Annotated in this window: 22 protein-coding genes and 1 pseudogene; 18 read left to right on the forward strand and 5 right to left on the reverse strand. The window is 73.3% G+C overall.

From position 1 onward, the window contains the following. Positions 1–2: 2 nt before the first annotated feature. From BLS95_RS02295 to manD, 5 genes are all read left to right on the forward strand, one after another. On the forward strand, positions 3–773 hold the full coding sequence (locus BLS95_RS02295; RefSeq protein WP_090928542.1) for a FadR/GntR family transcriptional regulator: 771 nt from the start codon (positions 3–5) through the stop codon (positions 771–773). Between the two features lie 113 nt (positions 774–886). Further along, positions 887–2,200 carry an ABC transporter substrate-binding protein gene (locus BLS95_RS02300; protein WP_090928544.1) on the forward strand — a complete coding sequence of 438 codons (1,314 nt, stop codon included), beginning with the start codon at positions 887–889 and terminating at the stop codon, positions 2,198–2,200. Positions 2,201–2,293: 93 nt separating this feature from the next. Beyond that, on the forward strand, positions 2,294–3,232 hold the full coding sequence (locus BLS95_RS02305) for a carbohydrate ABC transporter permease (protein ID WP_090928546.1): 939 nt from the start codon (positions 2,294–2,296) through the stop codon (positions 3,230–3,232). Beyond that, on the forward strand, positions 3,229–4,032 hold the full coding sequence (locus BLS95_RS02310) for a carbohydrate ABC transporter permease (RefSeq protein WP_218135543.1): 804 nt from the start codon (positions 3,229–3,231) through the stop codon (positions 4,030–4,032). Before BLS95_RS02305 ends, BLS95_RS02310 begins: the two co-directional genes overlap by 4 nt. A gap of 26 nt (positions 4,033–4,058) precedes the next feature. After that, complete coding sequence (gene manD / locus BLS95_RS02315; protein ID WP_090928548.1) at positions 4,059–5,258, forward strand: D-mannonate dehydratase ManD; 1,200 nt, start codon at positions 4,059–4,061, stop codon at positions 5,256–5,258. Positions 5,259–5,277: 19 nt separating this feature from the next. Here the strand turns inward: manD and BLS95_RS02320 are convergent, their stop codons facing one another. After that, positions 5,278–6,228: an SDR family NAD(P)-dependent oxidoreductase gene (locus tag BLS95_RS02320; protein WP_090928550.1), complete on the reverse strand. Its 951-nt coding sequence runs from the start codon at positions 6,226–6,228 to the stop codon at positions 5,278–5,280. 134 nt (positions 6,229–6,362) lie between these two features. On the opposite strand from BLS95_RS02320, the gene BLS95_RS02325 reads away from it, so the two are divergent. Beyond that, on the forward strand, positions 6,363–7,193 hold the full coding sequence (locus tag BLS95_RS02325) for a helix-turn-helix transcriptional regulator (protein ID WP_090928552.1): 831 nt from the start codon (positions 6,363–6,365) through the stop codon (positions 7,191–7,193). Between the two features lie 24 nt (positions 7,194–7,217). On the opposite strand, the gene BLS95_RS02330 is transcribed toward BLS95_RS02325, so the two are convergent. From BLS95_RS02330 to BLS95_RS02340, 3 genes are read right to left on the reverse strand one after another with little or no spacing between them, the layout of a single operon-like run. Then, positions 7,218–7,985, reverse strand: a complete 768-nt coding sequence (locus BLS95_RS02330; RefSeq protein ID WP_090928554.1) for a MauE/DoxX family redox-associated membrane protein — start codon at positions 7,983–7,985, stop codon at positions 7,218–7,220. Positions 7,986–7,995: 10 nt separating this feature from the next. Beyond that, positions 7,996–8,592 (reverse strand): cell wall protein, encoded by a 597-nt coding sequence (locus tag BLS95_RS02335; protein ID WP_090928556.1) that lies wholly within the window; start codon positions 8,590–8,592, stop codon positions 7,996–7,998. Positions 8,593–8,603: 11 nt separating this feature from the next. Further along, on the reverse strand, positions 8,604–9,053 hold the full coding sequence (locus BLS95_RS02340; protein WP_090928558.1) for an RlpA-like double-psi beta-barrel domain-containing protein: 450 nt from the start codon (positions 9,051–9,053) through the stop codon (positions 8,604–8,606). A gap of 778 nt (positions 9,054–9,831) precedes the next feature. On the opposite strand from BLS95_RS02340, the gene BLS95_RS02345 reads away from it, so the two are divergent. Further along, positions 9,832–10,458, forward strand: a complete 627-nt coding sequence (locus tag BLS95_RS02345) for an RNA polymerase sigma factor (protein ID WP_245764770.1) — start codon at positions 9,832–9,834, stop codon at positions 10,456–10,458. A 66-nt stretch (positions 10,459–10,524) separates the two neighbouring features. Beyond that, complete coding sequence (locus BLS95_RS02350) at positions 10,525–10,782, forward strand: anti-sigma factor family protein (RefSeq protein ID WP_090928562.1); 258 nt, start codon at positions 10,525–10,527, stop codon at positions 10,780–10,782. A 400-nt stretch (positions 10,783–11,182) separates the two neighbouring features. Here the strand turns inward: BLS95_RS02350 and BLS95_RS02355 are convergent, their stop codons facing one another. Continuing rightward, positions 11,183–11,461 (reverse strand): anti-sigma factor family protein, encoded by a 279-nt coding sequence (locus BLS95_RS02355; protein ID WP_090928565.1) that lies wholly within the window; start codon positions 11,459–11,461, stop codon positions 11,183–11,185. A 191-nt stretch (positions 11,462–11,652) separates the two neighbouring features. On the opposite strand from BLS95_RS02355, the gene egtA reads away from it, so the two are divergent. The 10 genes and pseudogenes from egtA (at position 11,653) to BLS95_RS02405 (ending at position 23,211) form a co-directional block, all read left to right on the forward strand. Beyond that, positions 11,653–12,918 carry an ergothioneine biosynthesis glutamate--cysteine ligase EgtA gene (gene egtA, locus BLS95_RS02360; RefSeq protein ID WP_090928567.1) on the forward strand — a complete coding sequence of 422 codons (1,266 nt, stop codon included), beginning with the start codon at positions 11,653–11,655 and terminating at the stop codon, positions 12,916–12,918. After that, positions 12,915–14,207: an ergothioneine biosynthesis protein EgtB gene (egtB, locus tag BLS95_RS02365; protein WP_090928570.1), complete on the forward strand. Its 1,293-nt coding sequence runs from the start codon at positions 12,915–12,917 to the stop codon at positions 14,205–14,207. The genes egtA and egtB overlap by 4 nt, the downstream gene beginning before the upstream one ends. Beyond that, a complete protein-coding gene (gene egtC / locus BLS95_RS02370) occupies positions 14,207–14,926 on the forward strand; it encodes an ergothioneine biosynthesis protein EgtC (protein ID WP_090928573.1) in 720 nt (239 codons plus the stop codon). The genes egtB and egtC overlap by 1 nt, the downstream gene beginning before the upstream one ends. Positions 14,927–14,946: 20 nt before the next feature. Further along, positions 14,947–15,927 carry an L-histidine N(alpha)-methyltransferase gene (egtD, locus tag BLS95_RS02375; protein ID WP_090928576.1) on the forward strand — a complete coding sequence of 327 codons (981 nt, stop codon included), beginning with the start codon at positions 14,947–14,949 and terminating at the stop codon, positions 15,925–15,927. Between the two features lie 661 nt (positions 15,928–16,588). Beyond that, on the forward strand, positions 16,589–17,737 hold the full coding sequence (gene egtE / locus BLS95_RS02385; protein WP_281249943.1) for an ergothioneine biosynthesis PLP-dependent enzyme EgtE: 1,149 nt from the start codon (positions 16,589–16,591) through the stop codon (positions 17,735–17,737). Positions 17,738–17,992: 255 nt separating this feature from the next. Next, positions 17,993–19,174, forward strand: coding sequence for an SMP-30/gluconolactonase/LRE family protein (locus BLS95_RS02390; protein ID WP_218135545.1), 1,182 nt, complete (start codon positions 17,993–17,995; stop codon positions 19,172–19,174). Between the two features lie 34 nt (positions 19,175–19,208). Further along, positions 19,209–19,397: pseudogene (locus tag BLS95_RS59705) on the forward strand (ATP-binding protein); the annotation flags it as partial. A 100-nt stretch (positions 19,398–19,497) separates the two neighbouring features. After that, positions 19,498–21,774, forward strand: a complete 2,277-nt coding sequence (locus BLS95_RS02395; RefSeq protein ID WP_218135546.1) for a xanthine dehydrogenase family protein molybdopterin-binding subunit — start codon at positions 19,498–19,500, stop codon at positions 21,772–21,774. 29 nt (positions 21,775–21,803) lie between these two features. Then, positions 21,804–22,535, forward strand: coding sequence for a class I SAM-dependent methyltransferase (locus tag BLS95_RS02400; RefSeq protein ID WP_090929161.1), 732 nt, complete (start codon positions 21,804–21,806; stop codon positions 22,533–22,535). Positions 22,536–22,674: 139 nt separating this feature from the next. Next, positions 22,675–23,211 carry a DUF302 domain-containing protein gene (locus BLS95_RS02405; protein WP_090928588.1) on the forward strand — a complete coding sequence of 179 codons (537 nt, stop codon included), beginning with the start codon at positions 22,675–22,677 and terminating at the stop codon, positions 23,209–23,211. Positions 23,212–23,267 lie beyond the last annotated feature (56 nt).

Below are 23,267 nucleotides of genomic sequence, written 5' to 3' on the forward strand. Positions count from 1 at the left end.
GCATGCCCTCCGCCCCGTCGGGACGCCGCACGCCTCCTTCCCAGCGCGGCCTGCTGACCGAGCGCATCGCCCGCCAGCTGGAGCACGACATCCGCTCCGGAGTCATCGAGGTGGGGGTCAAGCTGCCGTCGGAGCGCGAGCTGGCGATCCAGTTCGGCGCGAGCCGGGGCGTGGTGCGCGAGGTGCTGCGGCGGCTGGAGGCCCAGCACCTGATCCACGTCGCGCCGGGCCGGGGCTCGTTCGTCAGCGAGCAGTCCTTCGTGCAGGCGCGCAGCTACGACGCGCTCTACCGGGCCGGCCGGCCCACCGTGCGGCAGCTCATCGAGGCCCGCATCCCGATCGAGGTCGAGATCGTGGGGCTGGCGGCCGAGCGGGCAGGCGCGTCCGAGCTCGCCGCGATCAGGGCGGCCGACGCCGCGATGACCGCGGCAACCGACGTCGTCGGCAAGGCCCGGGCCGACCTCGACTTCCATGACGCCATCGCCGCCGCGAGCGGCAACCCGGTGCTGCGGATCATGCTGTCGTCGATCAGCGGGATGATGTTCGAGATGATGCTGCGCTCGCACTCCGACCCGTCGATCGCCGAGCCGGGCGTGCCGCACCACCCGGAGATCCTGCGCGCCCTGGAGGCCCGCGACCCCGCCCTGGCGCGCCGGTGCATGTCCGAGCACCTCGCCCTCGGCCTGCGCACTTATGGCGCGGACCTCGACCTCAGCGTGGACGTGATGGCACGCCAGCACATCGAGACGCTGCTCAAGCACACCTACGCCTGATCTTCCCGCCCGGCCCTGACAAGGCTGGTCAGATTCGGTCATCCGCTGTTACCGTACGACCGGTATGACTGGTTAGACCAGTCAGACCAGTACGTCGAGCAGAAAGTCGACGGATGCCCGCTGACCCCCGTCCCGGACCCCCGCCCCTCACCCGCCGCTCCTTCGGCAGGCTCGCCGCCGGCGTCGCGGGCGGCGCCGCCCTGGCCGGCTGCGCCCCCGGCCGCGGCGCCCCCTCCCGCGACACGCCGCTGCGCGTCATGGGGGTCAACCACGTCTGGTCCCAGGCGATCAGCAAGTACGTCCCCGAGTTCGAGGAGCTGATCGGCCGCCGGGTCTCCATGTCGCTGCTCACCGCGGACCAGCTCTCCAACAGCTACAACGTCAAGCTCAACGCCTCCGGCACCGACATCGACGTGATGATGATGCGGGCCCTGCAGGAGCAGTTGCTGTTCGCGCACAACGGCTGGCTGGCCGACCTCACCGGCCGGGTGACCGGCGACGCGGCCTTCCGGTGGGCCGACTTCCTGCAGGCGGCGCGCGAGCGCTCGACGACGGGGGGCAAGGTGCTGAGCGTCCCGATCGTGACCGAGCGCGCGGCTCTCTACTACCGCAAGGACCTGGTGGCCAAGCCGCCGGCGACCCTCGACGACCTCATGGAGACGTCGCTGCGGCTCACCGACCGGGGCGCGAACTTCTTCGGCTTCGTGGGCCGGGGGCAGCGCAACGGCTCGGTGAGCCAGTGGTCGAGCTTCCTGTACGCCTTCGGCGGCGACTTCACCATCGACGGCAGATCCGGCATCGGCCGGCCGGAGGCGGTCACCGCGTACGAGTACTACGGGCGGCTGCTGCGGGAGGCAGGTCCGCCGGGTGCCACGAACATGACCCTGGAGCAGGCCATGCCGATCTTCGCCCAGGGCAAGGCGGCCTTCTACGTCGACGCCGACGCCATCTACACCAACTTCCTGGACCCGAAGGTCTCGACCGTCCAGGACACCGTGGCCTTCGCGCCGGTCCCGGCCGGGCCGCGGGGCGCGCGGCCGTACAACATCCCCTCGTGGAGTCTGGCCGTCAGCAGGTTCTCGCTGTTGCAGGACGAGGCCTGGGAGTTCCTGCGCTGGGCGGCGGGGCCGGAGATGGTGGCGCGGATCCAGGCGGACGGGATACCGGGCGCCCGCACGTCGGCGTGGTCGGCGCCGGCCACGCTCGCCTCGTTCCCGCCCGACCTCGCGGCGGCGATGCGCAGGAGCTCCGAGATCGGCGTGGGACACGACCGGCCGGAGGTCCTGCAGGTCGGCCGGGCCCGCGACATCGTCGGCCGCCCGCTCGTGGCCGGGATCCTCGGCGGGTCCGTCCCCGCCGTGGCCCGCGACGCCGACGCCGAGTTCGCCGACTTCCTCGTCCGCGACAACCGCTACCGGGAGGCCTGATGACGTCCACCCCGCAGGCCGGCGACGAGCGTTTCCCGGAGGTCTCATGACGTCCACCCCGCAGGCCGGCGACGAGCGTTTCCCGGAGGTCTCATGACGTCCACCACGGAGGTCGTGCGGGCGGCACGCCCGGCGGTTCGCGGCGAGCGTACGGTGGCGCGGGACAACCGGCGGCTGAAGTGGGTGATGCTGGCGCCCGCGCTCGCGTTCGTCGGGCTGATGATCGTCTTCCCCCTGCTCTACACGCTCAACCTGGCCTTCACCGACGCCTTCGGCGCCGTGAACGCCGCCCACTCCTACGTCGGCCCGCGTAACTTCCTCGACGCGCTCGGCGACACCCGCCGCTTCTGGCCGGCGGTGGGCCGTACCGCCCTGTTCACGGCGGGCGCGGTGGTGCTGGAGACCGTGTTCGGGCTGGCCCTGGCCATGCTCATGCGCAGGGCGTTCCGCGGGCTGCGGCTGCTGCGCACGCTGCTCGTCATCCCGCTGCTGACCACGCCGCTGGCGATCGGCATCCTGTGGCTGCTCATCCTCGACCCCACCAACGGCATCGCCAACCACCTGCTCACCTCCATGGGGCTGCCCAGGCAGGAGTTCCTCGGCTCGGTGAGCCAGTCGCTGCCCACGCTCATGCTCATCGACGTGTGGCAGTGGACGCCCATGATGACCCTGCTGCTGCTCGCCGGGCTGGCCACGCTCCCCGGCGAGCCCGAGGAGGCCGCCCGCGTGGACGGCGCCGGCGCCTGGCAGCGCTTCCGGTACGTCGTCCTGCCCATGCTCGGCCCCACCCTCGGCATCGCCGTGGTGCTGCGCTCGGTGGACGCGCTCAAGACCTTCGACCTCCTGTACGCCACCAAGGGCCCCGGCGGCGGCTCGGACTTCGAGGTCGAGACCCTCAACATCTACGCCTACGGGCTCACCTTCGACTACCAGGAGTACGGGCTGGCCTCGGCCGTGCTCGTGCTGTTCACCGTGGCCATCGTCTGCGTCGTGATCCTGCTGCGGCGCCGTCCGGAAGGGAGGTCCGCGTGAGGCTCTCGTGGCTGCGCGCCGTCGTGATCGTGGTGGTGTCCCTGGTCTTCGCGCTGCCCATCGTCTGGATGTTCGCCGCGGCGTTCAAGACGAACGTGCAGGTGACCGACCCCAGCGTGGGCCTGTTCTTCACGCCCACGCTGGAGAACTTCGGCAACGTCCTGGCCGACGGCGAGATCCTCGCCGCGCTGCGCAACTCGCTGCTGGTCGGCGTGGTGTCGACGGTGTTGTCGGCGGTCATCGCGGTGCCCGCGGCCTGGGCGGTGGGCCGCTTCGGGATGCACCGCACCGGGTCGCTCGTGCTCGTCGCGCGCATCGTCCCCGCGGTCTCCCTGCTGGTGCCGTGGTACTACTTGTTCGCCCAGGCCGGCCTGGTGGGCAGCTACGCCGTACTGATCCTCAGCCACATGTTCGTCTCGGTGCCGCTGATCCTGTGGATCATGATCGGTTTCTTCGAGGGGCTGCCGGTCGAGCTGGAGGAGGCCGGCCGGACGGACGGGCTGACCGCGTTCGGCGCTTTCCTGCGGATCGCGCTGCCGCTGGCCGCGCCGGGCACCGCGACGGCGTCGGTGCTGGCGTTCGTGGCGAGCTGGAACAACTTCATGTTCGCGCTGATCTTCTCCGACGAGGAGACGCAGACCGCGCCCGTGACGCTGTTCAACTTCATCTCCTACGCGAGCACCGACTGGGGCGGCCTGATGGCCGCGGCCAGCCTCATGACCGTGCCGGTGGTCATCGCCGCGATCTTCGGACAGAGGTACCTCGTCGCCGGGCTGACCGCCGGTGCCACCAAGGGCTGAGCCCCGCTTCCCGAGAAAGGCCGTACATGAAGATCGTCGATGCCCGCGTGGTCGTGACCAGCCCGGGACGGAACTTCGTCACCCTGCGGATCGAGACCGACGAGGGCGTCACGGGGCTCGGCGACGCCACCCTGAACGGGCGGGAGCTCGCCGTGGTCGCCTACCTGCGCGACCACGTGGCGCCGCTGCTCGTGGGGACGGACCCGCACCGCATCGAGGACACCTGGCAGTACCTCTACCGGGGCGCCTACTGGCGGCGCGGCCCGGTGACGATGGCCGCCATCGCCGCCGTGGACGTCGCGTTGTGGGACATCAAGGCGAAGGTCGCCGGGCTGCCGCTCTACCAGTTGCTCGGCGGCGCGAGCCGCGAGCGGGTCCGCACCTACGGCCACGCGAGCGGGCGCGACCTGCCCGAGCTGTTCGACGCCGTCCGCGCCCGGCTGGCCGAGGGCTACCCCGCCATCCGGATCCAGACCGGCGTCCCCGGCCTCAAGCTCGTCTACGGCGTGCGCTCCGGCGCCCTGTCGGCCCGCTCCGTCGGCCCCGCGGTCGAGGACTGGGACACCGCCGCCTACCTGCGCCACCTGCCCGCGGTCTGCGAAGCCGTGCGGAACGAGTTCGGCCCCGACCTGCCCCTGCTGCACGACGCCCACCACCGCCTCACCCCGAGCCAGGCGGCCCGGCTGGGCAAGGACCTGGAGCCGTACGACCTGTTCTGGCTGGAGGACTGCACCCCGGCCGAGAACCAGGAGGGCCTGCGCCTGGTCCGCCGACACACCACCACGCCGCTGGCCATCGGCGAGGTGTTCAACTCCGTCTTCGACTATCAGACGCTGGTGACCGAGCAGCTCATCGACTACGTGCGCTCCTCGGTGACCCACTTCGGCGGCGTGTCCCCGCTGCGCAGACTCTTCGACTTCGCCGCCCTCTACCAGATCAAGAGTGCCGTCCACGGGCCCGAGGACATCTCCCCCGTGGGCATGGCCGCCGCGATCCACCTGGACCTCGCCGTGCACAACTTCGGCATCCAGGAGTACGCGGGGCACACCGAGGCGACCGGCGCGGTGTTCCCGCACGCCTACACCTTCACCGACGGATACCTGCACCCGGGGGAGGAGCCTGGGCTCGGGGTCGAGCTGGACGAGGAGGCCGCCGCGGCGTACCCGTACGAGCCGGCCTACCTGCCGGTCAACCGCCTCCAGGACGGCACCGTGCACGACTGGTGAGGCGGCCGGTCGGGCCCGGTCAGCGGCCGGTCAGCACCGCCGAGACGTCCCAGAGCCGGGCCGCGGCCTCGGGGTCGAGGGCGTGCGCCGCGACCCCGGCGGGCTCGGGCGCGCCGCCGGTGACCTGCTCGCGGGGCAGCGCCTCGCCGCAGTCCTCGAAGTACCGCCCGCCGATCCCCTCCAGCAGCGGCGAGGCGGCCAGCAGCACCGAGGTGGCCGCGCCCTGCTCGACGGTCCGCCACGGGTAGGCGTCGAAGATCGCCTGCGTCTCGGCGGTGACCGCCGACCCCACCTGGTGGCGTTGCAGGTTCGTACGGATGCCGCCGGGGTGCAGCGCGTTGGCCGTGATGCCGTCCGCCGCCCACCGCCGGGCCGCCTCGACGGCGAACAGCACGTTGGCCGTCTTCGACTGCCCGTAGGCCGACCACGGCTCGTACGGCCGGCGCTCGAAGTGCAGGTCCTCGAACACCACCGGCGAGCGGAGGTGCCCGCTGGAGCTGACCGCCACGATCCTCGCGCCCCCGGCGGCGGCCAGCGCGTCGTGCAGCCCGAGCGCCAGCGCGAAATGCCCGAGATGGTTGGTGGCGAACTGCAGCTCCCATCCCTGGGCCGTCCGCCGCAGGTCCGGTACGGCCATCACGCCGGCGTTGTTCACCAGCACGTGCAGCGGCCCCTCCCAGGCCGCCGTGAACGCCGCGACGGAGGACAGGTCCGTCAGGTCGAGCACGGCGGCGGTGACGGCGGGGTTCCCGGTGCGCGCGGCGATCTCGGCCGCCACCCGCGACCCGGCCGCGGCGTCCCTGGCGGCGATGGTCACGCCGGCGCCGGCGGCGGCCAGCGCGCGGGCGGTCTCCGCGCCGATGCCGGAGGCGCCGCCGGTGACGACGGCCCGCCTGCCGCGCAGATCGACGTCCTTGAGCACCTCGTCCGTGGTGCTCTCCCTGCTGTACGGGGTGATGATGCGAGTCATGTCAAGCCTCATGTCCGGGTGTTACGGTTACCCGGCCCACGTTCGGGCAGCGCGCCCGCGGTAGCCAGGGTCCCCGTTACAGGGGTAGCGGCAGGACCAGGATGAACCCCGCCCACCACGCATACCGTGGTCGCATGAGCAAGACGAACGAACTGGGCGCGTTCCTGCGGGCCCGCCGCGACCTCGTTCGCCCGGAGGAGGCCGGTCTGCCGGCCGGCGCCCGCCGCCGCGTCCCCGGGCTGCGCAGGGAGGAGGTGGCGCAACTCGCCGGCATCTCCTCCGAGTACTACCTGCGTCTCGAACAGGGCCGTGACCAGCACCCGTCGCCGCAGGTGCTGGACGCCCTGGCCCGGGCGCTCGGCCTGGCGGGGGAGGCCGCCGACTACCTGCACGCGCTGGCCCGCCCGGCCCAGGGGCGTGCGGGGCGGGGCCGCCGGGAACGGGTGCCCGACGGCATCCGCCAGTTCGTCATGTCCCGTACCGACCTCCCGGCCTTGGTGCTGGGCCGCTACCAGGACGTCCTGGTGGCCAACCCGCTCGCCCTCGCGCTGTCACCCGCCAACGCCCCCGGCGTGAACGTGCTGCGCGCCGCCTTCCTGGACCCCGAGGTCAAGGCCCTGTACGAGGACGACTGGGACTACCTCATCGGCGGCGCGGTGGCGGCGCTGCGCGCGCTGGCCGGCCCGGAGACCCGCGACCCGCACCTGGCGGAGCTGGTGGGCGACCTGTCGGTACGCAGCCACGAGTTCCGCCGCCTGTGGGCCCGCCACGACGTCCGGCCCCGCACCAGCGGCACCGCCCTCGTCAAGCACCCGCAGGTCGGGCCGATGCGGCTGAACTACGAGAAGCTCACCGTCACCGGCTCCGACGGCCTGCTCCTGGTCCTCTGGCACGCGCCCCCCGGCAGTCAGGAGGCCGAGTCGTTGTCCCTGCTCGCCCACCTGGCCGCCGAGCCGGGAGAGTAGTTCCGGAGGGCGTGGCCGGTGGCTTCAGGCGAGGGCGGTCTCGCCGACGAGGGCCACCCGGACGGCTCCGGGGTCCTCACCGGCCAGGGGGACGGCGAAGACCGCCGCGCCCTCCGACGCCCCGTACACCAGGAACCGCATGCCGTCCTCGTCCCACGTGTCGCGGATGTCCGAGGTGAGCCGGGCGGCCGCCGAGCAGTACGCGGGGCTGCGCCGGAGCAGGTGCAGCGAGGTCTCCAGCGGGACCTGCCGGGGTGGCGGGACGGCGAGCGGGCGGCGCAGGCGTACCAGGAGGCGGCGGGCCGGGGTGAGCCAGTAGCGGTCCAGCTCCGCCGAGAGAGCCAGCAGCACCACGACCTCCAGCACGACCAGGCCGGGCAGCGGCGGGTACGGCCCCGCCCCGATCGTGAGCAGGCCGGCGGCCAGTAGCAGGCCCGCGCGGGCGAAGGCGCGCCGGTCCGCCGGGCGCGAGTGGGCCGACAGGCAGCCGCACGACGAGGTGGGCGCGGCGACGCGGGCGTACCCGAGATAGGCGAGGAAACCGGTCGCGAGCAGGGCGGCGGCCACGCCGTCGAGCGGGTGTACCGGTGGCACCAGCAGGGCGGCGGCCACCGCGAGCTCGACCAGGCCGACCAGCCGCAGGGCCGGGACCGCGCGCGCCGGGCCGGTGAGCCGGGCCAGGGCGCTCTGCCCGGCCTGCGCCCGCATCCGGCGGCCGAACAGCTTCGCGAGGCCGGCCCAGAGGAGGAAGAGGGCGATCACGTACGGCTGTGACGCGGCGATCCCGGTCATCGGCTGCCTCCTAGTGCGGGGAGAAGACGGTGGCGATGTCGACCTCGTTCGTGTCCGGCCGCCATGCGCCCAGGATCTGCACGTGCTGGCTCACTTTCAGCATCGACAGGTCCGTGGTCGGCGGCGACTCGGAGTGCACGGCGACCGACTTGCCGGGCACCACGTGGCACAGCACTTCGTGCCCGCTGTGGTCGAGGTGGAGCGTCCGGCCGGTGATGTTCTTGATGTGGCCCTTGATGTTGACGATGTTCAGCCACACCGACTCGGCGGCGAGCACCCCGTCGGGCATGAGCACACCCCTGGCGTACAGGCCGTCGCCCGGCTGGGCCTGGTCGAACCCGACCGGTCCGAGCTTCCACAGGCTGGTGCCGTCCACGACCCTGATGGTGTGGAACACCATGTTCGAGCCCAGGACGAGCAGCGTGTTCTCCTTGATCGAGCGGATCCGGCCCTCGGCGAAGTTCGGGTCCGGGGCGCCGGGCTCGATGTCGGGCGCCGTGGTGGCGAAGGCCGCCTCGGGGCCGAGCGAGCCCAGCGCGGTCGCGGCGACGACACTCGCGCCGCCGCCGAGCACGGCTGACTTGAGCAGATCCCGTCTACTGCGCATCGCCGGCCTCCTTATCCCGCCGCGATCTCGACCGGCCGCAGGCCGCTGGAGAGGCTCGCGATCTGGCTGTACGCGGCCGGGGTGAGGTCGATCAGCCGGTTGTTGGCGCAGGTGGCGCCGCAGCAGCTGCGCTCGCCGCAGAACAGGTCGGTCTGCGGGCCGCAGTCGGCGATCGTGGTGACGACGCTGGCGCCGCCGCACAGCGCCGTGGTGCGGTGACGGAAACCGCAGGTCCGGCGGGTCAGGCTGACCCCGCAGCTGTCGGGACGGGTGATGGCCCAGCACGCGTCGGAGGTGTTGGGCCAGGCGTGTTGCAGGTTTCCTGAGTTGCAGGTGCCGCAGGCTCCCTTGCCCACGGTGCTGCAGGGTCCCCATGCGGTGCCGCAGCAGAACCAGGAGACTTCTCCCTGGACGGGGCCGAGTAAGTCGGCGGGCGGGTCGGTGGACTTGCTACGCGCCATGCGCGTCCTCCTTGGGTGAGCTCTGGACGATCTCAGCGAGGGGTTTGAAGCTTTCCGACTCGATCTATGAGTACCATGTAAGGATTTTTCGTCAATGCCGGAAAAAGAATGATTTTGGCTGACCTTTCGCGACCTGCTCAAACCCCAGCACCGTCCCTACCGGCCGTGGTGCGGACCACCGCCGGAGGTCCACGCATCCCCGGTAGAGGCGCAGCTCCAGCAGCCGATCGGCATCGGTGAACCGCGCCCCCATCCGGTCGAGCCCGGCCGTCCCCGTGCCGCCCGGCCACGGTCACCTCGTCGTCGAGGTCGAGCACGTCGGCGAGCCCGCTCCCGCCCGCGCCACTCCCCACCTGGACCCCGGCCCTCGACCCGGACTTGGCCCTCGACCCGGACCGGCCCTCGACCCGGACCGGCCCTCGACCCGGACCGGCCCTCCACCCGGACCGGCACTGCGGATCGGTCACCACGCTGAGGCGGATGCTGAGGGGCCCGCGACGTTGACCGAGGCCGCGAGACCGCGAAGATCTGGCTTCTCGGGGACAGGCCGGTTGTGCCGTCGCCCGGCAAGGGGAGTTGCGGGGGCTGCTGTCGGTGTCGCCCCGGGTCGGTTACGGCGAGGTGGCGGTCCCGAGGGGAGGGTGGCCCTTCCTCGGGCAGTGAAGTGTCAGTGGCAGAGATTAGCCTGGCACTGTCGTCCCGTCCGCGGGGCGATGCCGGGCTTCGGCTCGGCCCGATGTCATGGACGTCCCAGCGCTCGACCGGAGGGGAAACGATCGTGGGGTCTTTCGCAGGCGGAGGGCTGCCACCGGATGACGTCGTCGTCACGGCCCTGCGCGCCGGCGACGAGGCGATGTTCGCGACGCTGCTCGACACCTGGTCCGGAGGGATGTTGCGGGTGGCGAGATCCTACGTGTCCACCGACCACTCCGCGGAGGAGGTCGTCCAGGACACGTGGCTCGCGGTCATCGGCGGAATCGACGGTTTCGAGGGCCGCTCCTCGGTGAAGACATGGGTTTACCGGATTCTGGTCAACACGGCGAAGAAACGCGGTGTGCGCGAGAGCCGCACGCTTCCGTGGAGCGCATTCGAGCAGGACGGCGTCCCGGTCACGGAGTTCGGGACGGGGGACGGCTGGAAGGAGGCCGCCGCGGTCTGGCCCTCGCCCGAGGGTGAGGCGCTGGCCTCGGAGGTGCGCAGGCTGATCGCGGAGGCCCTGGGCCGGCTGCCGCCCCGGCAGCGCATCGTGATCACCCTGCGTGACGTGGAAGGGTGCACGTCCGACGAGGTGTGCGAGATCCTCGAGATCTCCGCCGCCAATCAGCGGGTCCTGCTGCACCGCGCCCGTACTACGGTGCGCGGCCGGCTGGCCGGCTACTTCGAGTCCGTGAAGCAACCGGAGTAGCCGGCGGACTCTTCAGGCCCTCGCGGGGGCCACAATAAGTGATGTGAAACGGTTCATTCCCCCTAGATGAAGGCGGTCAACGTCGTGAAGCGGTTCACCTGCGACGAACTGGTGGAACTCATCACCGCCTACCTTGACGATGCCCTCGACCAGCCGGAGCGGGAGGGCGTACAGGTGCACCTGGCGGCCTGTGCCGGGTGCGGGCGTCACTTCGAGCAGTTCCGCGCCACCATCGACGCCCTCGGCGACCCGCTGCCGGAGAAGCTGCCCACCGACGTACGCGACCGGCTCATGTCCGCGTTCCGCGAACGCCATCGGCCCTGACACCCACCACACGGCGTGACGCCCCAGTGCGTGACATTCGGTGTGTGAGGCCCGCTGCATGAGGCCCGATCTGTGAGGCCACGGGGACGTGGTGCCCAGTGTGTGAGAGCCGCTGCGATGTGGGTGCCGATGTGAGGCCCGCAGGGATGCGGTCCCCAGTGTGTGAGGCCCGCAGGGATGCGGTCCCCAGTGTGTGAGGCCCGCAGGGATGTGGTGCCCGGTGTGTGAGGGCCGCTGGGATGTGGGTGCCCGGTGTGAGGCTGGCAGGGATGTGGTGCCCGCTGCGTGAGGCCCATGGGGACCTGGTGCCTGGTGTGTGGGCGCGCGGGGATGTGATGCCCTGGTCGTGGTAGTCCCCGCAGGCACTGCGGGCTGTAGGTGGTGGGTGGCGCGGAGGCGTTCAGGGGGGTTCGGGCGGGTCGGGGGTGTGGAAGCTGTCGCGTAGCGCGGTCAGCGCGGGTGCCGGGACGACGCCGTCGCGTAGGCAGCCGAGCACCTCGATCGTGGCACGGAGCTGCGCCAGCCACCCCGAGCAGGCCGGGCACCCGGCCAGGTGCGCCGTGACGAGCTCGCGCCGTCCGGCGGGCAGTGCCTCCTCCAGCAGGTCGGTGAGCAGGCCCAGCACGGCATCGCACGCGAGCTCACCGCTCGCCCCTCGCGCTTCCCGTGCCGGTTCCATGTGAACTAGTGCCGCGCCAGCGCCATTCGTTACACCGCGTCCCAGGCTGCCCGCCACGTCAGTACAGCGGCCCACCGTAACGCCCCGTTTCGTCACAACATTCGGTAATTGCCCCACTTGCACCACTTTCGTCTGTAACGCTCGCGCGGCTCGCGGATCTGTAGACCTATACGCCACGCGAAGGGGAGACGATGATCGGTTTGACGGCCGAGGGCACGCCGCTTCGGGACACCTCCGAGGTGGCGGACTTCGCCAGCCGCTGCTTCCGTCCCGCCCCAGGGGACCGGGTGGGCGTCGAGCTGGAGTTCCTGGTCTTCGACAATGCGGTTTTCCACAGCGGGGCGGCGGCCGGTCACGTTCCGCTGACCCGGGTCGAACAAGCCATGCCCGCCGTGCTCCCGGGCGGCAGCCGGGTGACGTTCGAGCCGGGCGGCCAGCTCGAACTGTCGGGACCGGCGGCCCCGCTCCAGGACGCGCTGAACCTCCTGGCCGCCGACGTGACCGCCGTACGCGAGGCGCTGGGCGCGGCCGGGCTGACCCCGGTCGGGATCGGCCTCGACCCGGTACGCCCCGCCCGCCGCCAGCTCCACCTGCCCCGCTACGACGCGATGGCCGAGTTCCTCGGCGTGCCGTACGGGCCGCTGATGATGTGCTCGACCGCGTCCGTCCAGGTCAACCTGGACCTGGGCGAGCGGCCCGCGGAGCGCTGGGAGCGGGCGCACGCGCTCGGCCCGGTGCTGCTGGCGGCCTTCGCCAACTCGCCGCTCAGCGGCGGCCGTCCGTGCGGCTGGATGTCGGGCCGCCAGGCCGTCTGGGACCGCCTCGACCGCACCAGGACGGCCCCGGTGCCCGCCTCCGGCGACCCCGCCGCCGACTGGGCCGAATACCTGCTCGACGCCCGGCTCATGCTCGTACGCGAGGGCGAGGAGCGCTATCGCCCGGTCCTGGACGGCTCGACGTTCCGCGACTGGCTGGCGGGCGGTGGCGAGCGCCGGCCCACCGCCGAGGACCTGGCCTACCACGCCTCCACGGTCTTCCCCCCGGTACGCCCCCGGGGCTGGCTGGAGATCCGCTACCTCGACGCCCAGCACCCGGAGGTATGGCCGGTGTGCGCGGCCGTGACCCACGCCCTCGTCACCGACGACCGGGCCGCCGACGCCGCGCTCGCGGCCGTGGACCGGCACCTGCCGCTCCGGGGGCCGCACCGGGAGGCGTGGGAGGCGGCGACGCGGTGCGGCCTGACCGAGCCGCGCCTGGCCAGGGCCGCGGAGGCGTGCTTCCGCGCCGCGCTGGAGGCGCTGCCGCGCCTGGGCGCGAGCCCCGGCCTGGTCGGCAAGGTGGCGGCGTTCGCCGACCGGTACGTGACCCCCGGCCGCTCACCGGCGGCCGACCTGTTGGACGACCCGATGCCGGGACGGCGCGTCCCGGTCTGGCTGAACGACGAAGGACGGCAATGAACGACTTGAAGGAACGCATAGCGGCCGAGCTCATCGCCGTGCGCGACCGGTCACTGGCCTATACGGCGGCCGAGGACGACATGCTGGTGCGCCAGCACTCGCCGCTGATGTCGCCACTGGTGTGGGACCTGGCCCACGTCGGGAACTACGAGGAACTGTGGGTGCTGCGCGCCGCCGCGGGCATCGAGCCGCTGCGCCCCGAGATCGACGACATCTACGACGCGTTCAAGACCCCGCGCAAGGACCGCCCCAGCCTGCCCTTCCTGGGCCCGGAGGAGGCCCGCCGCTACATCGGCGGCGTGCGCGGGCGGGTGCTCGACGTCCTCGACGCGATCGACCTGGACGGTCCCTCCCCGCTGCACCGCGACGGCTTCGTGTTCGGCCTGGTGATCCAGCACGAGCACCAGCACGACGAGACCATGCTCGCCACGCTCCAGCTCTCCGGCCAGCCCGGCCTGGTACGCGAGGGCGCCCTGCCCCCGGGCCGGAACGCGGGCTCCGAGGAGGTGTACGTGCCCGCGGGCTCCTTCCTCATGGGCACCGACACGCTGGCCTGGGCCTACGACAACGAGCGGCCCGCGTACCGGGTGGACCTGCCCGCGTACTGGATCGACCGGCTGCCCGTCGGCAACCGCGCCTACGCGGCGTTCATCGAGGCCGGCGGCTACGACGACCCGCGCTGGTGGAGCACGGAGGGCTGGGCGTGGCGGCAGCGCGGCGGCGTCACCGCCCCGCTGTTCTGGACCAGGGACGGCGACACCTGGTGGCGCACCCGGTTCGGCCGCACCGAGCCCGTCCCGATGGACGAGCCGGTCCAGCACGTGAGCTGGTACGAGGCCGACGCCTACGCCCGCTGGGCGGGCAAGCGGCTGCCCACCGAGGCCGAGTGGGAGAAGGCATGCGGCTGGGACCCGGCGGCCGGGCGGGCCCGCCGCTATCCGTGGGGCGAGCAGGACCCCGGACCCGACCGCGCGAACCTCGGCCACCGCGCCGCCCACCCCGCGCCGCTGGGCGCCTACCCCGCCGGGGCCAGCGCGTACGGGGCCGAGCAGATGGTCGGGGACGTGTGGGAGTGGACCTCGTCCTGGTTCCAGCCCTATCCCGGCTTCCGCGCCTTCCCGTACCCGGAGTACAGCGAGGTGTTCTTCGGCCAGGAGTACCGGGTGCTGCGCGGCGGCTCGTGGGCGGCCGACCCGGCGGCGGTGCGGACCACGTTCCGGAACTGGGACTATCCGATCCGGCGGCAGATCTTCACCGGTTTCCGCTGCGCGCGTTCGGAGCCGGTCTGATGTGCCGGCACGCCGCCTGGCTGGGCGCGCCGCGCCCGCTCACCTGGCTCATCCACGAGCCGGAGCACGGCCTGCTCAGGCAGTCGTACGCGCCCCGCCGCCAGCGGGCCGGCCTCGTCAACGCCGACGGCTACGGCATGGGCTGGTACGACCCCGCCCGCCCCGAACCGGTGCGCTATCGCCGTAGCGTGCCCATCTGGACCGACGCCAACCTGTCCGGGCTCGCCCAGGTCGCCCGGTCGGCCTGCCTGCTGGCGGCCGTACGGTCGGCCACCGTGGGCATGCCCATCGAGGAGAGCGCCACCGCGCCGTTCGCCGACGGCCGGTGGCTGCTCAGCCACAACGGGCGCGTCGCCAGGGACGCGCTCCGCGACCTGTCCGACGACCTGGCCGACCGGGTGGAGAGCGCGTGCGACGCCGCCTGGGTGGCCGCCGCCGTGTTCCTGCGCGGGCGTGCCGGGCTCGGCCTCGGGGACGCGCTGGCCGAGGTCGTCGTCAAAGCCGGGACGAAGGACCCCGGTGCCCGGCTCAACCTGCTCGCCTGCGACGGGGCGTCCATCGCCGCGACCGTCTGGGGCGACACCCTCTTCACCCACCGACTACCCGACGGCGTGCTGGTGGCCAGCGAGCCGCTCGACGACCTGCCCGGCTGGCAGGCCGTTCCCGAGCGCAGCCTGCTGACCGTCACCCGCGACGACGTACGCGTCCAGCCGCTGTGATCAACACCCTTGGAGGCCCCGTGCCTGTCAGCCAGTCCACCCTGCACGTGATCAACCATCTCGACCGCGACTACCTCCGCCAGGCGCTCGAACACGACGTCAGGACCGGCTTGACGGCCACGCCCAAGTGGCTGCCGCCCAAGTGGTTCTACGACGCCACGGGCAGCGAACTGTTCTCCCGCATCACCCGGTTGCCCGAGTACTACCCGACCCGGCGCGAGCTGGCCATCCTGCGAACGCGCTCCGCGGACCTGGCGGCCGCCTCCGGCGCGGACACGCTGGTCGAGCTGGGCTCGGGCACCAGCGAGAAGACCGTGCTGCTGCTGGACGCGCTCGCCGCGGCGGGCACGCTGCGTACCTACACGCCGGTGGACGTCGACGCGGTCACCCTGGCCGCGGCGGCGCGGCGGCTGACCGATCGTTTCCCGGGGCTGTCCGTGCGGGCAGTGTGCGCCGACTTCGAGCGGCACCTGGCCCTGCTGCCGCGTACCGGGCGGCGCATGGTGGCCTTCCTCGGCGGCACGATAGGGAACCTGGAACCGGCCGCCCGCCAGGTGTTCCTCAAGGAGTTGCGGGCCACGCTCCGGCGGGGGGACACGTTCCTGCTGGGGGCCGACCTGGTGAAGGACACTGGGCGGCTGGTGGCGGCCTACGACGACGCGGCCGGGGTGACGGCGGCCTTCAACAGGAACGTGCTGCGGGTGGTCAACCGGGAGCTGGACGCGGACTTCGTACCGGAGGAGTTCGCGCACGTGGCGCTCTACGACGAGCGCCACGACTGGATCGAGATGCGGCTGCGGGCCGGCCGGGACATGCGGGTCCGGGTCGGCGGGCTCGGGCTGGACGTGGAGTTCGCCGCGGGGGAGGAGATGCGCACCGAGATCAGCGCCAAGTTCCGGCCGGAGGGGCTGCGGGCGGAGCTCGTGGCGGCCGGCTTCACCATCCACCGCCGCTACACGGACCCCGCCGGCGACTTCACCCTGATCCTGGCCGGGGTGTGAGCGGGTGACCACCCCGGACCCGCCCCACCCGACCTGGGCACCTCCAAACCCACCCTCAGACGCGGCCTCGGCCCCGGGCTCGGTCTCGGGCTCGGGCTTGGCCCCGGCCTCGGGCTTGGCCCCGGCCTCGGGCTTGGCCCCGGCCTCGGGCTCGGCCCCGGCCTCGGCCTCGGCCTCGGCCCCGGCCTCGGGCTCGGTCTCGGGCTCGGGCTTGGGGTCGGGCTTGGGGTCGGCCTCGGGCTCGGCCCCGGCTTCGGTCTCGGGCTCGGGCTTGGCCTCGGCTTCGGGCTTGGGCTCGGCCCCAGCCCCAGCCCCAGCCCCAGCCCCAGCCCCGGCCCCGGGCTCGGGCTCGGGTCTCCTGCGGGCGGCCGGGGGCGGGGGAGTGGCGAGGGCGGGCTGGGCCGGTTGTGCGTCCCAGGAGACCGGGGCCGTCGGCCCGTCGCCGCCTGCCGGCCCGTTGCCAGCCGCCCGCGCGTCCGCGGATGCCGGTGTGTCCGCGACTGCCCGCGCGTCCGCGACTGCCCGCGCGTCTGCGGATGCCCGCGCGTCTGCGGATGCCCCCGCGTCCGCGACTGCCCGCGCGCCGGCGGGTGCGCGCGCGTCGTGGGGGGCTGAGGGTGGGCCGGACGGGGTGGTGTCGGCGCGGGTGGGGGCTGGGGAGGTGTGGCGGGCGGCGCGGAGTGTGGTGCCGGCTGGGCATCTCGACGCGGCCGGGTGCAACGTGCCCACGGACCGGGTGCTCGACGCCGTCGTGGCGCACCTGCGGCTGGAACGGGAGCGCGGCGGCTACGCGGCCGTCCCCGACCTCACGGCGTCGAGGTCCGCCCTGGCCGCGCTGGTCGGCGCCGGTCCGGCGGACGTGGCGTTCCTGGAGAGCGGTACGGCGGCGATGGCCGCACTGCTGGGCGGCTGGCGACTGCCGCCGGGCAGCCGGGTCGGCTACGCGCGCACCGAGTACGGCAGCACGCTGATGCTGCTGCACCGCCTGGCGGCCCGGCGGGGCTGGCGGCTGGTCGAGCTGCCGGTGGACGGCACGGCCCGCCTCGACCCGGAGGGCGTGCGCGCCCGGCTGGCGGCGGGGCTGGACCTGGTGATCGTCTCTCACATCGGCTCCCATCACGGGGTCGTGCAACCGGCGGCGGAGATCGGGGCGCTGTGCCGCGCGGCCGGGGTCCCGTTCGTGCTGGACGTCTGCCAGTCCCTGGGCCACGTGGAGGTGCGCGGGACGGACGCGAGCGCGTACGTGGGAACCTCGCGCAAGTGGCTGGCCGGGCCGCGCGGCGTCGGCTTCCTGATCGTGCCCGGCCTGACCCCCGCCATGGACGCCCCGGCCCCCACGCTCAGCGGTCACCTCTGGGAGGAACCACCCAGAACAGAGGAGGTGCCAGGGCGCACGCGGGAGTCGGTGCCGGTGCCGGGGGCGGCGCGGTACGAGAGTTCTGAGGGTGCGATCGCGGGCCGGATCGGGCTCGGCACGGCCGTGCTGGAATTCCACGAGGCCGGCCCATCCGAGCTCCACGCCCACCTGGCCGACCTCGGCCGCACGGCGCGCGGCCTGCTCGACGGGGCCGGGGGCTGGCGCGTGGCCGAGCCGCTGGGCGAGCCGTCCGCTCTGGTCACGCTCCGCCCTCCGCCGGGCGACACGGCCGAGCGCGCCGCCGCCCGCGCGGCCGACGCGTCCCTGCTGGTCGGCGTCGTACCGACCGCGAGGGCACCGCTGCACCTGCGCGAGCCCGTGCTGCGCGTCTCCCCGCCTCCGGGCACGCCCCTGGAGACCCTGCACGCCCTGGCCCGCGTACTGGCCCGTTGACACCTCGCGGCGGCGAGGCCGCGCGATGTACCCCGGCCACGGCGGGGCGTCCTCGCGTGGTGTCGTGAGTGTCCCTTGCCTGGGAGAAGTCATGCCCAAGTTCGGAGCGGGCTTGGGCGGGAGTTGGTGGTGGGGGAATTACGGTCGGAGCAGGAACAGCTTTCGGGCGAAACCGGCAGATCCCCACAATGCGCGCCCGAATGTCGGGCCGCGCGGTTGGCGGTGGATGCGTTCGGTACACCCGGAGGTGATCCCATGGTGCGACTGGTTCTCGCGGCGGTGGTGTCGCTGGTCATTCCGCCGGTGATGCCATCGGCAGGCAGGCACGGCGCCGTCGCCGGGCAGGGGTGGTCCGTGGACACGCGCGCTCCGGCGCTCGTCACCGCGTTCCGGTTGCGGCAGGTCTCCAACGCGGTCACCACCACCCCCGACGGCAGGACGTTCATCGGCTTCCCGCGCCTGCAGGGCGAGGGCGGCATGAGTGTCGCGGAGGCGGGTGCGGGCAACAGGCTGCACCCCTACCCCGACGCCGCCTGGAACGCCTGGAAGCCCGGCGAGGACGCGCGCCGGGCGTTCGTCCGTGTCAACGCCCTGCGCATCGGCCCCGACGGTCACCTGTGGGTGGTCGACACGGGGGTGCCCGGGTTCGGCGAGTCCCTGGTGCCCGGCGGCTCGAAGGTCGTGGTGATCGACGTGCGTACGGACAAGGTGCGCCGCGTCTACCCGCTCGACCGGGTCGGCCATCCCAAGAGCCACATCGGCGACCTGCGCATCCACCGCGGCCACGCCTACCTCACCGACGCCGGCGACCCGGGCGCGCTCATCGTGCTCGACCTGGGCACCGGCGTGCCCCGGCGGGTGCTCGAAGGCGACCTCTCGACGACGGCGCGCCGCCCGGTCATGGCCGAGGGCAAGCCCATGACCGGACCGGACGGCAAGCCGGTACGCGTCAACGCCACCCACCTGGAGGTCTCACCCGACGGCGAATACCTGTACTTCCAGCCGCTGTCCGGCCCGCTTCACCGGGTACGGACCCGCTGGCTGAACGATCCGGCCCTGCGGGGGCGGGAACTGTCCGGCCGGGTGCAGCCCTGGGTGGACACCCCGTCCACCGGCGGCACCGCGATCGACGCCGCCGGGAACATCTACCTCAGCGACGTGGACCGCCTGCGCATCCTGCGGATCTCACCCGACCGGGAGGTCACCACCGTCATCCAGGACCGGCGGCTGCTCTGGCCGGACGCGTTGTGGATCGACGGCGCCGGCCAGCTGTGGATCCCCATCGCGCAGCGCAACCGCCTCGCCCGGTTCCAGGGCGGCCGGTCCCACGTGGTGCTGCCCGCCCACATCTACAAGCTCAAGATCGGCGCCCGTCCCGCACCGATCGGCCACCCCGCCCGGCCCGCGCCGGACGAGCACGCCGCCGGCCCCACCTGAGCGGTCATCGAGCGCGCCCTTCCAACGACAAAGGATGAAATATCCCGAACGCTTGACCAGGCCCGGCATCGCGGGCGGCAGGTGGGCAGGGATCGGCGGTGGAAGGCGCGACCCGAAGGGCACTGGGCTCGGCCTGGCGATCAGCCGCCGGATCGCGCAGGCCCACGGGGGCACCCTGACCGCCGAGGACCCCGGCCGCCCGCACGGCGCCCGCCTGGTGCTGCGCATCCCCGAGTACACCGGTCACGCGCGACCGGGTCAGCCGACCACACGGCCTGTGCGCCCGGTTTCATGCCATCTGTCCAGGGCATCCGATGGAGGGGGTGCAGACATTGCGGTATATCGGGGTGCCGCTCGCGCGGCGGGAGGATCGCGACCTGGTCACCGGCCGCGCACGCAGGGTCGCCGACCTGGTCGTTCCCGGCACGCTGGAGCTGGCCTTCGTCCGCGCCCCGGTGCCGCACGCGCTCATCCACGGCATCGACCTCGCCGCCGCCCGCGAGCAGCCGGGGGTGGCCGGCGTGTGGTCCGCCGCCGACCTGCCCTACCTCGCCGGCCGGACGGTGCCGGCCGAGGAGGGCGCGCCGCCGTGGCCGCTGCTGGCCACCGGGCGCGTCCGCCACCCGGGCGAGCCGCTCGCCGTGGTCGCCGCCGACACGCGCGCCCGCGCGGAGGACGCGGCCGAGAGCGTCGCCCTGAACCTCGAACCGCTGCCCTTCACCACCGACCCCGTGACCGGCGCGGCCCCGGACGCGCCCCGCCTGTTCGACGACCGCGGCAACGTGGCCGCGGAACGCGTCTTCGGCGAGCCCGCCGACGACGTGTTCGCCTCGGCCCCGGTGGTCGTCGAGGCCGCCTACCGCGAGCAGTTGCTGCTTCCCACGTCCCTGGAGCCGCGCGCCCTGCTCGTCGAGCCCGGCCCTGCCGGCGACCTCACCGTGTGGGTCTCGCACCAGGCCCAGCACCGGCTACGCGGCGCGCTGGCGCGGGCGCTCGCCCTCGACCCTGAGCGGATCCGGGTGGTCGTCCCGGCCACCGGCGGGGCGTTCGGCGCCAAGAGCCAGGCCTACCCGGAATACCTGGTGGCCGCCCTGCTCGCGCTCCACCTCCGCCGGCCGGTGCGCTGGTCGGAGGATCGGGCCGAGGCCATGCTGGCCGGCCCGCGCGGCCGCGGCCAGAACCAGCGGGTACGGCTGGCGGCCGACGCCGAGGGCACGTTCCTCGCGTACGAGCTGCTGGTCGACGCCGACATCGGTGCCTATCCGCACATCAGCGCCTTCGTGCCCGTCATGACCGGGGCCATGAGCACCGGCGCCTACCGTACGCCCCGGGTGCACACCCGGGTCCGGTGCGTGCTCACCAACACCGCCCCGACCACGTCCTACCGCGGCGCCGGTCGTCCCGAGGCCGCCTACGCCCTCGAACGCACCGTGGACCGGCTCGCCCGCCGGCTCGGCCTGGACCCCGCCGAGGTGCGCCGGCGCAACTTCGTCCGCCCCGACCAGTTCCCGTACCCGACGCCGACCGGGCGTACCTACGACTCCGGCGACTACGCCGCCACGCTCGACAAGGCGCTGGCCGCGGTCGGCTACGACGAGGTCCGCGCCGAGCGGGCCCGCCGCCGCGAGGAGGGCGGGCCACCGATCGGCGTGGGCATCGCCACGTACGTCGAGCGCTCAGGGGGTCCGCCCGACAGCGACGAGTTCGGCAGCGTGGAGGCGTGCGCGGACGGCACGTTCGTGGCCCGCGTCGGCTCCACCTCCACCGGGCAGGGCCATTTCACCGCGTTCGCGCAGGTGGTCGCCTCGACCCTGGACGTGGACGTGGACCTCGTACGCGTCGTCGAAGGCGACACGGGCGAGGTGCCCTACGGGTTCGCCACGTTCGGCAGCCGCTCCATGCAGGTGGGCGGGGCGGCGCTGTGGCGGGCCGCCGAGTCGCTCGTGGCCACCGCCCGCCTCCGGTGCGCCGACCTGTTCGGCGTGGGGGAGGAGGACGTCTCCTACACCGGAGGCCGGCTGCTCGTCGGAGCGCCCGGCATCCAGGGACCCCAGATCGGGCTCAACACCGGCCCGCTCACCGGGCTCGCCCTCGGGGAGCTGGTCGCCCGTACCGGGCCGCTGCGCTGCGACGAGATCTACGCCGCGCCGCAGGCGTTCCCGTACGGCACGCACGTCGCCGTCGTGGAGATCGATCCGGATCTCGGCTCCGTGCACGTGCGGCAGCTCGTGGCCGTGGACGACTACGGGGTGGTCGTCAACCCGATGATCGTGGACGGCCAGGGGTACGGCTCGATCGCCCAGGGGCTCGGGCAGGCGCTGTACGAGCAGGCGGTCATCGGCGCCGACGGCCTGCCGCACGCCTCGACCCTGCTGGACTACCTGCTGCCCACCGCCGCCGACATGCCGCCGATCACCCTGCTGGAGACCGTCACGCCCAATCCCAACACGCCCCTCGGCGCCAAGGGGGCGGGCGAGGCCGGCTGCATCGGCATCCCGCCGGCCGTGGTCAACGCCGTGTGCGACGCGCTCGGCGTGGACCACATCGATATGCCGCTCACACCCGCCGCGGTGTGGGCGGCGACCCGGGCGGCCACGTGAGCGCGCCGGTCCGGAATATCGTTTCCGGCATGGCTGACAACATTTTCGAGCATCCCCGGCTGGCCGGGATCTACGACGCGCTCGACCCCGACCGGAGTGACCTGGACGCCTACCTCGCCCTCGCCGCCGAGCTCGGCGCGCGCAGCGTGCTGGACGTCGGGTGCGGCACCGGCACGTTCGCGCTGCTGCTGGCGGGACGCGGGCTGGAGGTGACGGGCGTGGACCCGGCCGGCGCTTCGCTCGACGTCGCTCGGGCCAAGCCGGGTGGCGAGCGGGTGCGCTGGATCCACGGCGACGCGACCGGCCTGCCCCCGATGCGGGTCGACCTGGCCACCATGACGGCGAACGTCGCCCAGGCCATCGCCGAGCCGGCGGCTTGGACGGGCACGTTGCGCGGGGTGTACGCGGCGTTGCGGCCCGGCGGACATCTGGTGTTCGAGACCCGGGACCCGGCGCGGCGGGCCTGGCTGGAGTGGAACCGGGAGGAGTCCTACCGGCGGGTGGAGCTCGACGGGGCCGGCGTGGTCGAGACCTGGTACGACCTGCTCGACGTCAGCGGGCCGCTGGTGACCTTCCGCGGCACGTGGGTGTTCGAGGCGGACGGGCAGGTGCTGACCTCGGACTCCACGCTGCGCTTCCGGGAGCGCGAGGAGGTCGAGGCGGACCTGGCCGCGCACGGCTACACGGTACGGGAGGTCCGCGACGCGCCCGACCGGCCCGGCCGGGAGTTCGTGTTCCTCGCCCGGCGGCCGGCGGAGTGAGGCGGCCTCCGCCCTGGCCGAGTGAGGCGGCCTCCGCCCTGTTCGGCGGCCGTGTGAGGACGGCGTGTCAGCTCGACAGCCGGACCCGGCGCCACTACAAGTTGTTCGAGGCGAGGGCTCCGGGGGGAGGGCGGCTGCCATGCGAAATCCGAGCACACCGACGGCCATCACGCATGCCAACGTGCGCCTGCTGATTCCCCTGCCCGGCTCCTTCGAGGAGGCGGTGCGCGACTACGAGAGGCACGTGCCCGCCCTCGACTCCGCGCGGGTGGCCGAGCTCGTCCGGCGGCGGGCGCCGTGGGCCGAGGTGCTCGCCCAGGCCGCCGCGAACGCCCCGTACGAGTTCATGATCTTCTGGCGTTACGAGATCACCCCGCTGATGAGCCTGGCCGGGGACCGCTGGCCGTGCGTCACCTACCTCATGGGCAACCACTCGATCGCGCAGCGCATGTTCCGGCACGACCCCGCGGTCATGCTGAGCGCCCCGCTGCGCACCGTGATCTGCGCCGACGCCTCCGGCCTGGTGACCTTCCAGATCGACCAGCCGAGCAGCCGCTTCGGCAGCTACGGCGACCCGGAGATCGCCGCCGTGGGGCGCGAGCTCGATCGTAAGCTGGCCGACCTGCTGGACGCCCTCGGCGCTCCGGTGCCGGGCGAGCTGCGGGCCCAGCCCTGACGCGGCCGGGGGGTTCACACCCTCCGCGAGCGCGGTCTGCCCGTGCTCCTGGCCGA

Origin of the sequence: Nonomuraea jiangxiensis, assembly GCF_900099965.1 — a bacterium.
GTDB classification, from domain to species: Bacteria; Actinomycetota; Actinomycetes; order Streptosporangiales; family Streptosporangiaceae; genus Nonomuraea; species Nonomuraea jiangxiensis.

Bases quoted from the DNA above. Each gene is read 5' to 3' on its own strand.
- BLS95_RS02295 (WP_090928542.1), top strand. From the start codon at position 3: ATGCCCTCCGCCCCGTCGGGACGCCGCACGCCTCCTTCCCAGCGCGGC.
- BLS95_RS02300 (WP_090928544.1), top strand. From the start codon at position 887: ATGCCCGCTGACCCCCGTCCCGGACCCCCGCCCCTCACCCGCCGCTCC.
- BLS95_RS02305 (WP_090928546.1), top strand. From the start codon at position 2,294: ATGACGTCCACCACGGAGGTCGTGCGGGCGGCACGCCCGGCGGTTCGC.
- manD (WP_090928548.1), top strand. From the start codon at position 4,059: ATGAAGATCGTCGATGCCCGCGTGGTCGTGACCAGCCCGGGACGGAAC.
- BLS95_RS02320 (WP_090928550.1), bottom strand. From the start codon at position 6,228: ATGACTCGCATCATCACCCCGTACAGCAGGGAGAGCACCACGGACGAG.
- BLS95_RS02325 (WP_090928552.1), top strand. From the start codon at position 6,363: ATGAGCAAGACGAACGAACTGGGCGCGTTCCTGCGGGCCCGCCGCGAC.
- BLS95_RS02330 (WP_090928554.1), bottom strand. From the start codon at position 7,985: ATGACCGGGATCGCCGCGTCACAGCCGTACGTGATCGCCCTCTTCCTC.
- BLS95_RS02335 (WP_090928556.1), bottom strand. From the start codon at position 8,592: ATGCGCAGTAGACGGGATCTGCTCAAGTCAGCCGTGCTCGGCGGCGGC.
- BLS95_RS02340 (WP_090928558.1), bottom strand. From the start codon at position 9,053: ATGGCGCGTAGCAAGTCCACCGACCCGCCCGCCGACTTACTCGGCCCC.
- BLS95_RS02350 (WP_090928562.1), top strand. From the start codon at position 10,525: ATGAAGGCGGTCAACGTCGTGAAGCGGTTCACCTGCGACGAACTGGTG.
- BLS95_RS02355 (WP_090928565.1), bottom strand. From the start codon at position 11,461: ATGGAACCGGCACGGGAAGCGCGAGGGGCGAGCGGTGAGCTCGCGTGC.
- egtA (WP_090928567.1), top strand. From the start codon at position 11,653: ATGATCGGTTTGACGGCCGAGGGCACGCCGCTTCGGGACACCTCCGAG.
- egtB (WP_090928570.1), top strand. From the start codon at position 12,915: ATGAACGACTTGAAGGAACGCATAGCGGCCGAGCTCATCGCCGTGCGC.
- egtC (WP_090928573.1), top strand. From the start codon at position 14,207: ATGTGCCGGCACGCCGCCTGGCTGGGCGCGCCGCGCCCGCTCACCTGG.
- BLS95_RS02390 (WP_218135545.1), top strand. From the start codon at position 17,993: ATGGTGCGACTGGTTCTCGCGGCGGTGGTGTCGCTGGTCATTCCGCCG.
- BLS95_RS02400 (WP_090929161.1), top strand. From the start codon at position 21,804: ATGGCTGACAACATTTTCGAGCATCCCCGGCTGGCCGGGATCTACGAC.
- BLS95_RS02405 (WP_090928588.1), top strand. From the start codon at position 22,675: ATGCGAAATCCGAGCACACCGACGGCCATCACGCATGCCAACGTGCGC.